Origin of the sequence: Streptomyces sp. NPDC096013 (assembly GCF_044763565.1) — a bacterium.
Classification (GTDB): domain Bacteria; phylum Actinomycetota; class Actinomycetes; order Streptomycetales; family Streptomycetaceae; genus Streptomyces.
The window spans coordinates 61,327-73,378 of record NZ_JBIWGK010000014.1; the positions used below are offsets into that span (position 1 = coordinate 61,327).

The following is a 12,052-nucleotide window of genomic DNA, read 5'->3' on the forward strand; positions in this document are numbered from 1 at the left end:
GACGACGCCGTGCTTCGCAGGACTCACACCTGCGTCCCCGATCACCGCACACGGCTCTCAACTGCGAGCATTCCAGCGCGAGTTGTGTCGGAGGTCCACTGGTGTTCCCTCCGGTGACAATACTCGGCATCCGGAGGAACGGGAGGTCGCGATCAGGGTATGGAACCCCTTGATCACGTCCCCACGTTGTCACCCCGTCAGGTTCACCCCCGCACGACCCCCACTCGTTCACGAGGAGCGGCATGGACATCGGCGTCTTCATCCCCATCGGCAACAACGGCTGGCTGATATCGAAGAGTTCACCCCAGTACCTGCCGAGCTTCGAGCTGAACAAGGCGATCGTGCAGAAGGCCGAGGAGCACGGACTCGACTTCGCCCTGTCGATGATCAAGCTCAAGGGCTTCGGCGGCGAGACCGAGTTCTGGGACCACAACCTGGAGTCGTTCACGCTGATGGCAGGCCTGGCCGCCGTCACGGAACGGATCAAGCTCTACGCCTCCACCCCGATCCTCGTCCTGCCCCCGGCGATCGTGGCGCGCATGGCCGCGACCATCGACTCGATCGCCCCCGGCCGCTTCGGCATCAACATCGTCACCGGCTGGGCCCCCGGCGAGTACTCCCAGATGAGCCTCTGGCCCGGCGACGCCCACTTCGGCAACCGCTATGCCCGCGCCGCCGAGTACGTCACCGTGATGAAGGAGCTGTGGAGCGAGGGCGTCAGCAACTTCAAGGGCGAGTTCTACGAGATGGACGACTGCGTGCTCTCACCCCGCCCGGCGGACGGGCACATCGACATCGTCGCCGCCGGACAGAGCAACACCGGCATCCGGTTCGCCGCCGAACACGCCGAGTACAACTTCATCCTCGGCAGCGGTGTCAACACCCCCCTCGCCCTGTCGGACACCACCGCCACGCTCGTCGACGCGGCGGCCGGGACCGGCCGGGACGTCGGCGCGCTCTCCCTCTTCATGGTCATCGCCGACGAGACGGACGAGGCCGCCCAGGCGACCTGGCAGGACTACCACGACAACGCCGACCTGGCCGCGCTGGCGTACATGGCCGGCGAATCCGCCACCGACACCACCGCCGACGACACCTCCACCGCCCGCACCATCGTGCTGCCCGAGGGCGCGGTCAACCTGAACATGGGCACGCTCGTCGGCTCCTACGAGACCGTCGCGAAGATGCTGGACGAGGTCGCCGAGGTCGAGGGCACCAAGGGGATCATGCTCGTCTTCGACGACTTCCTCGTCGGGCTGGAGAACTTCGGCACGCGGATCCAGCCGCTGATGAAGTCGCGTTCGCAGTCGCGGTGACGGCGGGCCGCGAGGGGGAGCGGGTGCGGGAGCGGGTCGGCGTGGCGGTTCTCGGCGGTCCTGACGGGATGCGCCGATGACCGGGCGTGCCGTGCGCGGGCCGTGGCGGGTGTTCGCCGCCACGGCGGTCGGAGTGGTCGCCGTGTTCCTGAACATGAGCGGGCTCGCCGTCGCGCTGCCCACGATCACACGGGAGTTGGGGGCCGACCCCGGGCAGGCCGACTGGATCCTGCTCGGCTACATGCTGGTCACCACCGCGCTGATCCTCGTCTTCGGCCGGCTCGCCGACATCGTGGGCCGCCGCAGCCTGTATCTCACCGGGCTCGTCGTCTTCACCGCCGGGACCGGGCTCGCGGCGCTCTCCCCTTCGGCGGGTTTCCTGATCGCGGCACGGATCGTGCAGGGCGTCGGTGCCGCCGCCGTGATCACCAACAACACGGCCCTGCTGACCGACGTGTTCCCCGTACGCACCCTGGGCAGGGCCCTCGGCTGGAACGTCACGGTGGCGGCGACGGCCCAGGTCGCCGGTCCGGTCGTAGGCGGCGCGGCCACCCAACTCCTCGGCTGGCGTGGCCTGTTCATCGTCTGCGTGCCGATAGGGCTGATCGCGATCGGCGCGTCGGTGCTGGCGGTTCCGGCACACAGGAAGCGCGACGCCGGGACCCGTGAACCGTTCGACCTGCCGGGCGCGCTCCTGTCCACGGCGATGCTGACCACCCTGGTCCTCACCCTGACACCCGGGGTCACGGCGGGTGTCGCCGACTGGCTGCCGTGGGCCTGCGGCGGAGCGACCGCCGCACTGTTCACGGCGTTCGTCATCCTCCAGGCGCGGCGCGCACACCCGCTGGTCGACGTCGCGCTGCTCCGCACCCGCGCGATCGCCCTCGTGCTCGCGGCCGTACTCGCCGGCGCGGTCGGCAGCTACGCCGTCGTACTCCTGGCGTCGTTGCACGAGCAGGCGGTCGGCGGGGCGTCGTCCCTGGAGGCGGGGGTGCTGGTGACACCGGTCGCGGCCGGGACGCTCATCACCTCGGCCGCCGCCGGTTCCCTCTTCGACCGCTTCACCCCGCGAGCGCTGACGACGACGGGCATGGCGACGACGGCGTGCGGCCTGCTGGGCTTCTCCCTGACCCTCTCGACGACGGCGGTCCCCTTCTGGACCGTGGCCCCCTTCCTCTTCCTCGTCGGGGCAGGCACCGGACTGTTCATGACGCCCAGCACGAGCGCGCTGATGCTGAGCGCCCCGGCCGACCGACGCGGCATGGCCAACGGCCTGCGCTCCACCACCCAGAACGTCGGCTACCTCCTCAGCACGGCCCTCGCCCTCGCCTTCACGACGACAGGCCTCAGCGAACCGGCCCGCCGGGCCGCCTACGACGGCACACTGAACGTCCTCGCGTCCGGCGAACTGCACCGCTTCGTCGCCAACATCCGCGTCACGGGGTTCGTCCTCACGGGCATCACCGTGATCGGGGGAGCGGTGTGCCTGGCACTGCCGACTTCGCTGCGGACGGCCCGTACCGCCGACAGCGCGGATGTCCGTTCCGCCGCGAACGGCCGTCCGGAGCCCGCCACTTCACGAAAGGCGTCGCCATGACTGGTTCCCGTTCCCCGCAGGAGGACTACGAGCGCGCCGGGTTCGACGGGCACCTCACCCCGGGCACCTCCCCGGCGCTGCTCCTGGTGGACCCGGCCCGTGCCTACGTGGACCCCGGCTGCCCGCTCTACGCCGGTGTCGAGCAGGCGGCCGACGCGATGCGGCTCCTGCTGGCCGACGCACGCCGGGCCGGGATTCCTGTGATCGTCACGCGGGTGCTGCTGCGCGCGGACGGCAGCGACGGCGGCCTCTTCCTGCGCAAGGTGCCCGCCTTACGGGCGTTCGCGGAGGACAGCCCCTTCAGCGCGTTCATCGACGGTCTCGCCCCGGCGCCGGACGAGCTGGCCGTGACGAAGCAGTCCCCGAGCGCCTTCCACGACACCGCCCTGGTTGCCCACCTCACCGCCCACGGCGTCGACACCCTGATCATCGGCGGACTGTCCACCAGCGGCTGCGTCCGCGCCACCGCGCTGGACGCCATGCAGCACGGATTCGTACCGATCGTCGTCGAGGAGGCCGTCGGCGACCGCGACCCGGACGTCCACGCGGCGAACCTCTTCGACATCAGGCACAAGATCGGCGAGGTCTGGCCGCTCGGCCGGGTTCAGGAGTACCTCACCTCCCCGCCCGGCTGAGCGCCGGTGCCCGAGCCCTCAAAAAGACAGCGCCGTGACGGGGTGCGCGGTCTACGCCGGGGATTCCGGCGCACGGCGGGGGTGTCGGAGCCGACCGCGGCGGGACGTACGCCGTCGTCCGGTGGTGCCCTGGGCCGCGGCCTGAGTGATGTTGCGGGCCATGCCGCCGAAGACGACCGCGTGGAAGGGGGAGACGGACCACCAGTAGATGTGGCCCAGCAGTCCGCGCGGGTGGAACAGGGCGCGCTGGCGGTACCGGGTGCGGCCGTCGTCCGCCGTCTCCGCGTACATCTCCAGCCAGGCGAGGCCGGGCAGCCTCATCTCGGCCCGCAGCCGCAGCAGTTGTCCGGGCGTGATCGCCTCGACCCGCCAGAAGTCCAGGGAGTCGCCGACCCTCAGATGCTCGGCGTCACGCCGTCCGCGACGCAGTCCGACGCCGCCGACGAAGCGGTCCATCCAGCCCCGGACCGCCCAGGCGAGCGGGAAGGAGTACCAGCCGTTGTCGCCACCGATCCCCTCGATCACCTTCCACAGCGCCCGCGTCGACGCATCGACCGACTGCTGCCGCTCGTCCTCGTAGAGGCTGCCGCCCGCCCAGTCCGGGTCGGTGGGCAGCGGATCGCTGGGCGCCCCCGGCACGGCGGCGGACGACCAGCGCGTGACGACCTGCGCCTCCCGCACCCGGCGCAGCGCCAGGGAGAGCGCCTCCTCGAACGGCAGCGGGCGCCCCGGCGCGTCGGGCACGTACCGGGCGATGTCGTGCTCGTGGCACACGACCTCGTGGCGCAGCGACTCCGTGAGCGGACGGGCGATGGAGGCGGGCACGGGGGTGACGAGACCGACCCAGTGACTGGACAGCCTCGGGGTGAGCACCGGGACCGGCACGATGAGCCGGCGGGGCAGGCCCGCGACGACGGCGTAGCGGCACATCATCTCGCGGTAGGTGACGACGTCCGGGCCGCCGATGTCGAACGTGCGGTTCACGTCGTCCGGCATCGTGGCGGAGCCGACCAGATAGCGCAGTACGTCCCGCACCCCGATGGGCTGGGTGCGCGTGTGGACCCAGCTCGGGGTGACCATCACCGGCAGTCGCTCGGTGAGATAGCGCAGCATCTCGAAGGAGGCGGACCCCGAGCCGATGACGACCCCGGCCCGCAGCACGGTGGCGGGCACCGGGGCGTCCAGGAAAATGCGCCCGACCTCGGTCCGCGACCGCAGATGCGCGGACAGCGAGTCCTCCGGCACACCTCTCGGGGTGAGCCCGCCGAGGTAGACGATCCGCCGCACACCGGCGGCCTGTGCCTGCTCGGCGAACACGCGCGCGGCCCGCCGGTCCGTCTCCTCGAACCCGGAGCCGGACCCGAGGGAGTGCACCAGGTAGTACGCGACGTCGATGCCCCGCAGGGCCCCGGCGACCGAGTCGGGGTCGGTGACGTCCCCGCGGACCGACTCGACGGAGCCGGCCCAGGGGTGGTCACGGAGTTTGTCCGGCGAGCGGGCCAGACACCGGACGCGGTGGCCGGCCTCCAGCAGCTCCGGCACCAGGCGCCCGCCGATGTAGCCGGACGCTCCGGTGACCAGGCAGTGCAGCCCCTCGGAATCGTGGCCCCCGCGCACCTCCGCGGTGTTCGGCGCGTTCCGCTGGTCGTCCGTGTTCACGATGGTGCCTCCACGCGCTTCGTGTGCCGTCGGTGCCCCCGTCGTCCGATCATGACCGCAACGGCCCGGCCGTGCCCGTCGCGGCGACGCGGGCCGGGGCGGATCGGCGGAGGCCGCACCACCCGGTCGCGCCGACACCCCGGCCACGCCTCCGGGCGCGGGTCCCTCGTTCGGGTCGTGCACCGTCGGTCCGGAGGTCACCGGACCGCACTGCCTCTTCGCGGGGAGACGCACTGCCGGATGCACCGAGGCTTCGTGTTCCCGGCTTCGTCTCCCCGGCGGTGGACGGGTCAGGCCGCGGAGACACCGCCGGAACCGCTGTGCTCGTCGGCGGTCGCGGTGAGCTGGGCGTGGAGGCCGGCGAGTCCCTTGGCCAACGCATGCCGATCGGCCTGGGACATGCCGTCGATCGCCTGGTGGAGCATCTCCTCGCGCTCCTCGCGGATACGGCCCATGTGGGCCTGCCCCGCCGGGGTCAGCCGGAGAGTGACCTCGCGCCCGCTGTCGGGGCACGGCAGCCGTTCCAGGAAGCCGATGGCCTGGAGGCGGTCGCACATGCGGGTGACGGAGGGAGGCGCGGTGGCGAGCCGTCCGCACAGGGCCCGCATACGGATCGCGCCGGCACGGTCGACGACGTACATCAGACGCAGTTGCGAGACGGACGCGGGAGCAGGCGTGGACTCCCTCGCGCGTTGCCACAGCACGTCGAGAAGCTCGACCACGCCACCGGCGGACCGGGCGGCGTCGTGGGAGAGCGTGCCCGGGACGAGGTCTTGTGGTGGCATGGGCGTCCCCGTCCGTTTCTGGCACTCGTGCATGCCCGGTGGGGGCATGGCGTCAGGTGGTGCTGTCCGGTCCGGTGGGGCGAGCCGACGGTCCCCTGCCCGGCAGGGAGGTCTTCGCGGTGCTGCGGGCGGAGTCCGTGACGCCGTGGGGCGGCGCCGTCAGGTGCTCCAGCGTACCCGTGACGGTCAGGAGCCGTTCCAGTTTCTCGCTACGGGCGTCGAGGTGCAGGCGGACGCCGGCCTCGCTGGTCCTGCGGCGGATCATCAGCAGGACGGACAGGCCGATGGAGTCGACGACGTCCAGGCCGCCGCAGTGCAGGTGCAGATCATGCAGGCGCGGGTGCGCGGCGAGCTTCCCGCTCACCGTGGTCATGAGGCGGTCGGCGTTGTCGTAGTCGAGATCGCCGTGCAGTTCGATACGGACCGTGGTCTCGGTGTCGACCGTGGTCAGGCGCAGATGGGCGGGGGGCGTCGTGGTCATGCGGGATTCCTGGCGGTGATGCGGTGAACGGGACCGAGCGCGGTGGCGCCGTGTTCGAGGATGCGGGTGGCCCGCGGGAAGTCCTTGAGCTCGCGGGCCAGGATGTCCAGCGTCGGCGGCAGGCTGCGCGCGGGCACACCGCGGGCGGTGAGGATCTGCGCGGTCCAGGTGATGAACCCGGTGAAGAGGTCCGTGTCGTCGACGTACAGGGCGGTGGCGAGGAAATCCACGATGTGGGCGAGGTCCTCCGCCACACGCTCCCGCTGTGGGCCGTCGTAGGTGCGCATGGCGGGGAACGCGTCCTCCAGGCCCGCGAGGGCGGTGCGCACGAGAGAGGTGCTGCTGCGGGCGACCACGGTGTACTCCTGGTCGGCCAGATGCGGCAGGTCGTCGATCTGCTGGTGGTCGGGGTGCGGGCGGCACAGCGGACCATCGGCGAGCCGGTCGGCCGCGGCACCGGCGTCGGGCGCCCAGGCGTCGGCACCGAGCAGACGGGCGTAGCGCCCGTCGGGTCCGAAGGCCGCGCCGCCGACGAGAACGGGCACCCCGACGGCCTGGCAGGCGGTGATCGCGGCGTGCGCCGTGGGCAGCCGGGTCGCGATCGAGCTGGAGAGGGCGACCGCGTCGGCATCGGCGCGGTGCAGATGGGTGATGAGGTGCGGGGCGGGCACCTGGGCGCCGAGGTAGTCCACGCGCCAGCCGCGCAGTTTCAGGACCTCGGCCAGCAGACGGGCGGGCAGCGCGTGCCACTCGCCGTCGACGCAGGCCACCGTGATCCCGCCGCGCGTGGGAGTGGTGCGGGCGGCGGGGTGCAGCGAAAGGGCCGCGACGGCCCGCTCGTTGATGGCCGTCGCGGCGTGTTCCTGGGCCACGTTGATGCGGTTGGCGGCCCACTCCTGGCCGACCCTGCGCTGCACCGGAGCGATCATGCCCAGCAGGACGTCCTCGGGCGGGACGCCGTCCTCCAGCGCGCCCAGCACCACGGAGGTGGCCGTGTACTCGTCGGCCGCGAGGACGGCCTCCCACAGCTCATCCGCGCGATGCTCGGCCGAGGGACCGACGGGAACGCGTTGCTCGGTACGGGTGCTCATGCGGTGAACCTGCCCCGAGTATGGCCGTTCACCGCACTGAGGTGGTGCGTCCGGGGCGCCGAGATCACCACGACGGCCATGTCGTCGTGGTGTCCTGCGCCGACCCACTGGGAGGCGAGCATCTGGATGCGTTCCACGATGCTCTCGGACGGCATGCCCACGCACTCCGACAGGGCACGCTGGAGGCGTTCCTCGCCGAACTGCGTGTTGCCCAGCGGGCCGCCCTTCGCTTCGGTGACACCGTCCGTGTACAGGACACAGGACTCGCCGGGCGCAAGCGTGAGGTCCGTGGTGCGGGCGATGGCGTCGGGGATCGCGCCGACCAGGGTGCCGCGCGTGTCGGCCTCCTCGACCGTGCCGTCCGAGCGGAGGATCAACGGGCTCGGATGCCCGGCGCTGGTCAGCCGCAGGCTCACCGTGCTGCCCCTGCGCACCGCGGAGGCCAGGACCAGGGTCGCGAAGCGGGTGGTGTGCGAGTTGAGCAGCGCCGTGTTCAGCAGGCTGATCATCCGCTGGTGGTCGTCGGCCATGGGAAGCAGCGCGTGCAGGGTGTTGCGGATCTTCCCCGTGAGGACGGCCGCCTCCAGCCCCTTGCCGCACACGTCCCCGAGCGTGACCAGCGATGCCTCGCCCTCGACCGCGGCCGGGTGCACGTCGTAGAAGTCCCCGCCGACCCGTTCGTGGTCCGCGGACGGCCGGTAGCCGCCGGCGAAGTCCACCCCTGAGACCTGGTGCAGCGACGGGGGAAGCAGCTCCCGCATCAGTACCTCGGTGATCGACGACTGCTCCGCGTAGAGACGGGCGGCCGACATCGCGGCCCCCGCGCGAGCCGCGAACAGCCGCGCGAAGACCTCCTCGCCCTCCGTGAACAGCGCGGTGTCCGAACGGCGCAGCAGGACGAGTGCGCCGGCCGCGACACCGTGGCCGGGCAGGGGAGTGATGACTATCGAACCGACCGGACCGAAGCCCGCGGGCACCATCCAGTCCGGGGCGGTGGCGGGATCGATCCAGCGGGAGGGTACGGGCGGGAAGCCGCGCAGCGCCTCCGCGAGACCCGGCACGTCCTCCGGGGTCGCGGGCGCGTCGGAGGAGACCGGGCCGTCACCGCGTACACAGGAGACCACCGGCAGCCGCAACCCGCGCATCGGCGAGATCACCAGCGCCGCGTCGGCGAGGTGCTCGGCCGCCAGCTGTGCGGTCGCGTCCATGCAGCGCCCCAGGTTCAGGGAGGACAGCAAGGTGCTGGACGCGGTCGCCAGGAACGACGTCCGCTCACGCTCCGTGCGCAGGGCTTCCCGCGCCAGCTGATGATCGGTGTCGTCGGCCAGCCACCACACCACCGTGCCGTCGCCCCGCAGGCTCGGATGCGCCTCGAAGACGCAGTCGCCGATCAGGCCCGAGACCGGTGCGCCCGCCGTCCGCTCCGACCGTGGGCCGGGCAGCCGCACCGCGGGGTGCGCCGCCGACAGCCAGGCGGGAGCCGTCTCCGCGAACCGTGCTCCCGGCCGGGCCGCGGGCAGCAGCGCGCCGGCGGCGGAGTTGCGCAGGACGATCGTGCCCTCGGTGTCGACCACCAGGGCCGGGTAGGGCGCGTGATCCCATAGAGAGCCGTACGGTGTGGCGTCGGTCTGGGCTTGGGTCAGGGCCAAAAGTCGAGGACTCGCTGGGCGAATCCCTCACCTCATCCACTCGTAGAAACGTTGCCGTCAGGCAACCATCCCGCACATCCCGCCTCCCCCGCAACCAGCCCCCCGTCTCGCCGGGGCGGGTGACCGGGTACACGGCGCGCCGTGGCGAGCCCGGAGTGGCGTCGCCGAAGTGGCCCGACGGACTCACTCGTTCGACGCGCCAGCGCAACACCGGACTCCTTCCGGAAGGCGCCCGTGACCTGCGACTTCGCCCGCTCCGGCGCCGGTCGCAGGGCGTCAGGCCCCGGGTTCGGCCGGGTGGGCCGATCTCGTCGAGCGGGACGCCGATTCGGTACACCTCGCCCATCCCGAGTTCCCCGGGTCGCTCGTACGAAACCGGCGGACCCTCATGGCGCGCTCCCTCGTCCGGCGGGCGCCGCGCCGCGCGGAGAACACCATCGTGCGACTCCTGATGGCGGACGCTCTCAGCGCCGCGTTGACGCACAGCGTGCCGCGGCGCTGTTCTACGGCACCACGGCGGCGGCCGTCGGCCTCGCCCGGGCAACGGCACTGACCGCTGCCCGCGGGCGCGGCGGCCGGCTGCCGTCCGCCCCTCCCGACCGTGCAGTCGACGGTCAGGAAGGGAGCGGGCCGTGCATCACGAGGGCGAGGCTGTATTCGGCGTCGTGGTTCAGGGCGTTGCGGAAGGCCTTCTCGTAGGCGTCGTCGCCGACCGCCTTGCGGGCTTGCAGCTCCCATTCGTCGCGAACCTCGGAGAGCTCCGGTGTGCCGTGGTTCGGGTGGCCGAGCATGCGCCAGAACGTGTTTCCGGTGCCGGAGGTGCGCGCGGCGGCGATGCCGTTGCCCTGGACCGCGTTCGCTCCGGTGAGGAGGTCGAGGGCGAGGGCGATGCCGAGGTTGTCGTTGAGGTTGTGCTTGCAGGCGAGCATGGCCCGGGCGTGTCGCTCGGCGTCGTTCGCACGCCCCTGGAGGAGGTCTATGAACGCCAGTTGGTGGAACGCGTACGACCGGGCCCAGTGCTCGCCGTACCGGACGCTGAGGCGGCGCAGGGCTATGGCCGCTTCGTAGGCCTCGGACAGCCGGCCCAGCGCGGAGTGGGCGAAGGTGCGGATCACCATGCAGCACAGCTGCGGCGCGCCCGAGGGCGGCGAGGTGCCGTGGGCGATCAGGGCGTGGTCGCACACGTCGTACGCGGCCTGGGGGCGGCCGGCCATGAGGTGGGTCAGGCCGAGGGTGTGGGCGGCGAAGAGTTCGGACTGCGGGGTGCCGTCCGCGTGTGCGGCGGCGGCGCACTCCTCCCCGATGCGGAGGGCGCTGCGGTGGTCGCCCTGGAGGGTGAGCGTGATGCCGAGGGCCCAGAGGGCGCGGGTGTGGGACGGGCCTTTGGGGGTGTCGAGGGCGAGGACGCGTTCGAGGTAGTCGCGGGACTCGTGGAGGTGTCCGCAGCAGGGCCAGAACAGACCCGTGCGGCCGGCCATCTCGACGGCCGCGTCGGGGTCGACCTCGATGAGGTGGTCGAGCGCGGCGCGTACGTCGCTGTGGCTCGCCGAGATCCGCCCGTACCAGGAGACCTGCTGGTCGCTGAGCCAGCCGGCCTCGGAGTCGGCCAGCACGGTCGCGAAGTGCGCGGCGTGGCGCTGGACGAGGACGTCCGCCTCACCCAGTTCCGCGAGCCACATGGCGCCGTACTCGCACAGTGTGTCGAGCATGCGGTAGCGGGTGCCCGTCTGCTGGAGGACGGACTGGTCCACCAGCCGGTCGAGGAGGGGCGGGATGTCGTCGGCGTCGAGCGGGCCGCCCGCGCAGACGGACTCGGCGTCGGCCACTTCGAGGGGGCCGCGGAAGACGGACAGCCTTGCCCACAGCAGGCGTTCGAGGGGGGAGCACAGTTCGTGGCTCCAGCCGATCGCCGTGCGCAGCGCGCGATGGCGCCGGGGCCACACCGTCTCGTCGACGAGCGTGTCGAGCCGTGAGCGGAGGCGCTCGGCGATCTCCGTCAGGCTGTTGTCCCTCAGGCGCGCGCAGGCGAGTTCGACGGCGAGCGGGATCCCTTCCAGGCGCCGGCAGATGTCGGAGATGACCTCGGCGGAGCCGGGCGAGTCGAGAGACACGTCCGGGGCGGCCGTGGCGCAGCGCTCGCGGAACAGACGGACGGCGTCCGCCGCGCCGTTGCCGCCGTCGTCCGTGGAGAGCGGGGACACCTCGATGCGGTGTTCGCCCCTGACGCCGAGGGGCTGTCTGCTGGTGGTGAGGACCGTCAACTTCGGTGCCGCGGCGAGGAGTTCACTGATCAGGAGGTGGCAGGAGGACAGCACGCGCTCGCAGCAGTCGAAGACGAGCAGGACGTCCCGGCCGGTCAGCCACTCGCACAGCGCCTCGACCGGGGCACGCGGATTGTGGTCCAGCAGATCCACGGCGTCGCAGACCGTCGCGGTGAAGAGGCGGTCGTCGTAGAGGTTCGACAGGTCGACCCACCAGACGCCGTCGGCGTACCGCTCCCGGATCTCCTCCGCGGCGCGCAGCGCCAGACGGCTCTTCCCTACTCCGCCGCCGCCGGTGAGGGTGACTGTTCGATACCTGGTCAACGCTGTTTCGACCGCGGCGAGTTCGCTCTCACGGCCGACAAAGCTGGTCGTCATGACGGGAAGGTTGCCTAACACGGTCCCATCCTGCACGGCCCGCACGCGGGGCCAAACCCTCTCGACGAAAACGGTCGTAACTGATCGGAACAAGCGACGATTTGGGCGGAGGCTTCCTGTGACGGAAGGGGCGAAACGCTTCGGCTGACCAGTCCGGCACGCGCGGACGACCTCCCGGCCCACGAAACCGCGCGGGACGG

General features: G+C 71.8%; 9 protein-coding genes. 3 read left to right on the plus strand and 6 right to left on the minus strand.

The annotated features are described in order from the left end of the window. Positions 1–242: 242 nt before the first annotated feature. The 3 genes from rutA (at position 243) to ACIRB1_RS35870 (ending at position 3,548) form a co-directional block, all read left to right on the plus strand. Complete coding sequence (rutA, locus tag ACIRB1_RS35860) at positions 243–1,316, plus strand: pyrimidine utilization protein A (RefSeq protein ID WP_403468429.1); 1,074 nt, start codon at positions 243–245, stop codon at positions 1,314–1,316. Positions 1,317–1,392: 76 nt separating this feature from the next. Then, positions 1,393–2,913, plus strand: a complete 1,521-nt coding sequence (locus ACIRB1_RS35865) for an MFS transporter (RefSeq protein WP_403468430.1) — start codon at positions 1,393–1,395, stop codon at positions 2,911–2,913. Then, positions 2,910–3,548, plus strand: a complete 639-nt coding sequence (locus tag ACIRB1_RS35870) for an isochorismatase family protein (protein ID WP_403468431.1) — start codon at positions 2,910–2,912, stop codon at positions 3,546–3,548. Before ACIRB1_RS35865 ends, ACIRB1_RS35870 begins: the two co-directional genes overlap by 4 nt. 51 nt (positions 3,549–3,599) lie before the next feature. Here ACIRB1_RS35870 and ACIRB1_RS35875 read toward each other — a convergent pair whose 3' ends face one another. The 6 genes from ACIRB1_RS35875 to ACIRB1_RS35900 all read right to left on the minus strand — a co-directional run bounded on the left by ACIRB1_RS35875 (position 3,600) and on the right by ACIRB1_RS35900 (position 11,852). Next, on the minus strand, positions 3,600–5,165 hold the full coding sequence (locus ACIRB1_RS35875; protein WP_403468522.1) for an SDR family oxidoreductase: 1,566 nt from the start codon (positions 5,163–5,165) through the stop codon (positions 3,600–3,602). A gap of 332 nt (positions 5,166–5,497) precedes the next feature. Continuing rightward, complete coding sequence (locus ACIRB1_RS35880; protein WP_352178690.1) at positions 5,498–5,992, minus strand: MarR family transcriptional regulator; 495 nt, start codon at positions 5,990–5,992, stop codon at positions 5,498–5,500. A 52-nt stretch (positions 5,993–6,044) separates the two neighbouring features. After that, positions 6,045–6,473: an STAS domain-containing protein gene (locus tag ACIRB1_RS35885; RefSeq protein ID WP_352178691.1), complete on the minus strand. Its 429-nt coding sequence runs from the start codon at positions 6,471–6,473 to the stop codon at positions 6,045–6,047. After that, the gene (locus tag ACIRB1_RS35890; RefSeq protein WP_403468432.1) at positions 6,470–7,564 is read right to left on the minus strand and encodes a B12-binding domain-containing protein; all 1,095 of its coding nucleotides are present in this window, start codon (positions 7,562–7,564) and stop codon (positions 6,470–6,472) included. Before ACIRB1_RS35890 ends, ACIRB1_RS35885 begins: the two co-directional genes overlap by 4 nt. Continuing rightward, positions 7,561–9,141 (minus strand): PP2C family protein-serine/threonine phosphatase, encoded by a 1,581-nt coding sequence (locus tag ACIRB1_RS35895; RefSeq protein ID WP_403468523.1) that lies wholly within the window; start codon positions 9,139–9,141, stop codon positions 7,561–7,563. The genes ACIRB1_RS35890 and ACIRB1_RS35895 overlap by 4 nt, the downstream gene beginning before the upstream one ends. 686 nt (positions 9,142–9,827) lie before the next feature. Continuing rightward, entirely contained in the window at positions 9,828–11,852 is a 2,025-nt protein-coding gene (locus tag ACIRB1_RS35900) for an ATP-binding protein (RefSeq protein ID WP_403468433.1), read from the minus strand. Between the last annotated feature and the right edge of the window lie 200 nt (positions 11,853–12,052).